Source organism: Acinetobacter sp. YH12218 (genome assembly GCF_013417925.1).
In the GTDB taxonomy this organism is placed as follows: Bacteria; Pseudomonadota; Gammaproteobacteria; order Pseudomonadales; family Moraxellaceae; genus Acinetobacter; species Acinetobacter amyesii.
The window spans coordinates 1-2052 of the sequence record NZ_VPDB01000151.1 but is presented as its reverse complement, the minus strand read 5'-3'; the positions used below and the strand labels follow the sequence as shown (position 1 = coordinate 2052).

2 tRNA genes and 2 rRNA genes are annotated in these 2052 nt (G+C 47.1%); all 4 read right to left on the bottom strand.

The features are described from left to right. Positions 1–252: ribosomal RNA gene (locus tag FTV03_RS17595) — 23S ribosomal RNA — on the bottom strand; the annotation flags it as partial. Positions 253–693: 441 nt separating this feature from the next. Next, positions 694–769 (bottom strand) — tRNA-Ala (locus tag FTV03_RS17590). A 74-nt stretch (positions 770–843) separates the two neighbouring features. Next, positions 844–920, bottom strand: a tRNA-Ile gene (locus tag FTV03_RS17585). A 61-nt stretch (positions 921–981) separates the two neighbouring features. Further along, positions 982–2052, bottom strand: a 16S ribosomal RNA gene (locus tag FTV03_RS17580); the annotation flags it as partial.

The following is a 2052-nucleotide window of genomic DNA, read 5'->3' as shown; positions in this document are numbered from 1 at the left end:
CTCGCCGCTACTGAGGGAATCTCAATTGATTTCTTTTCCTAAGGGTACTGAGATGTTTCACTTCCCCTCGTTCGCCTCATAAACCTATGTATTCAGTTTATGATACCCGCCTTATAGCGGGTGGGTTTCCCCATTCAGAAATCTCCGGATCACAGGATATTTGCCGCCTCCCCGGAGCTTATCGCAGGCTATTACGTCTTTCATCGCCTCTGACTGCCAAGGCATCCACCACATGCACTTAATTACTTGACTATACAACCCCAAACAGTCGCTAATACATACAAGTTGTATTTCGCGTCGCAAACTTAATTGCCACAGTTAGAGTCTCGTGAACTTAATCACTGTACAGCTTCAATTAGATTCATATACCAAAACGCTTGATTCAGTTAATTTCGCTAGTAACTCATTTTATTCAACTTTCACAATTGCTTGTTAGGTTAAATCAAACGAGTATGAACAAATTATTTCAACTCAAATATATTCTGTTAATGATTTAATGCATCCTCGTCGGAGTACATTACTGTGATAAATCACAGAGATTAATAACAATGAAGCGAATCATACGCCACTTTGTTGCTAAGCTCTATAAGCTATCAAACCGTTTGATTAAGGCTTAACCCACAAGACAACTACGCGATCACTTCGTGATCTTGTCTTGCATACTTTTTAAAAGCAGTGCTTTAAAAAGTATTCTGGTGGAGACTAGGAGAGTCGAACTCCTGACCTCCTGCGTGCAAAGCAGGCGCTCTACCAACTAAGCTAAGTCCCCAGCTTATCAATAAGTCAATGTTTCTGATTCTCTGTTTGCTTCCGTATTTTATTCAAATACTTCGTTAGTCAGAATGGTGGGTCTGACAAGACTTGAACTTGTGACCCCACGCTTATCAAGCGTGTGCTCTAACCAACTGAGCTACAGACCCTCAGATACATCGTCATGAAGAACAACTTGTTGTGGATTCTTACCAATCGTCAATCTTTCGTTAAGGAGGTGATCCAGCCGCAGGTTCCCCTACGGCTACCTTGTTACGACTTCACCCCAGTCATCGGCCACACCGTGGTAAGCGTCCTCCTTACGGTTAGACTACCTACTTCTGGTGCAACAAACTCCCATGGTGTGACGGGCGGTGTGTACAAGGCCCGGGAACGTATTCACCGCGGCATTCTGATCCGCGATTACTAGCGATTCCGACTTCATGGAGTCGAGTTGCAGACTCCAATCCGGACTACGATCGGCTTTTTGAGATTAGCATCTCCTCGCGGAGTAGCAACCCTTTGTACCGACCATTGTAGCACGTGTGTAGCCCTGGTCGTAAGGGCCATGATGACTTGACGTCGTCCCCGCCTTCCTCCAGTTTGTCACTGGCAGTATCCTTAAAGTTCCCGGCTTAACCCGATGGCAAATAAGGAAAAGGGTTGCGCTCGTTGCGGGACTTAACCCAACATCTCACGACACGAGCTGACGACAGCCATGCAGCACCTGTATGTAAGTTCCCGAAGGCACCAATCCATCTCTGGAAAGTTCTTACTATGTCAAGACCAGGTAAGGTTCTTCGCGTTGCATCGAATTAAACCACATGCTCCACCGCTTGTGCGGGCCCCCGTCAATTCATTTGAGTTTTAGTCTTGCGACCGTACTCCCCAGGCGGTCTACTTATCGCGTTAGCTGCGCCACTAAAGCCTCAAAGGCCCCAACGGCTAGTAGACATCGTTTACGGCATGGACTACCAGGGTATCTAATCCTGTTTGCTCCCCATGCTTTCGTGCCTCAGCGTCAGTATTAGGCCAGATGGCTGCCTTCGCCATCGGTATTCCTCCAGATCTCTACGCATTTCACCGCTACACCTGGAATTCTACCATCCTCTCCCATACTCTAGCTTCCCAGTATCGAATGCAATTCCCAAGTTAAGCTCGGGGATTTCACATCCGACTTAAAAAGCCGCCTACGCACGCTTTACGCCCAGTAAATCCGATTAACGCTCGCACCCTCTGTATTACCGCGGCTGCTGGCACAGAGTTAGCCGGTGCTTATTCTGCGAGTAACGTCCACTATCT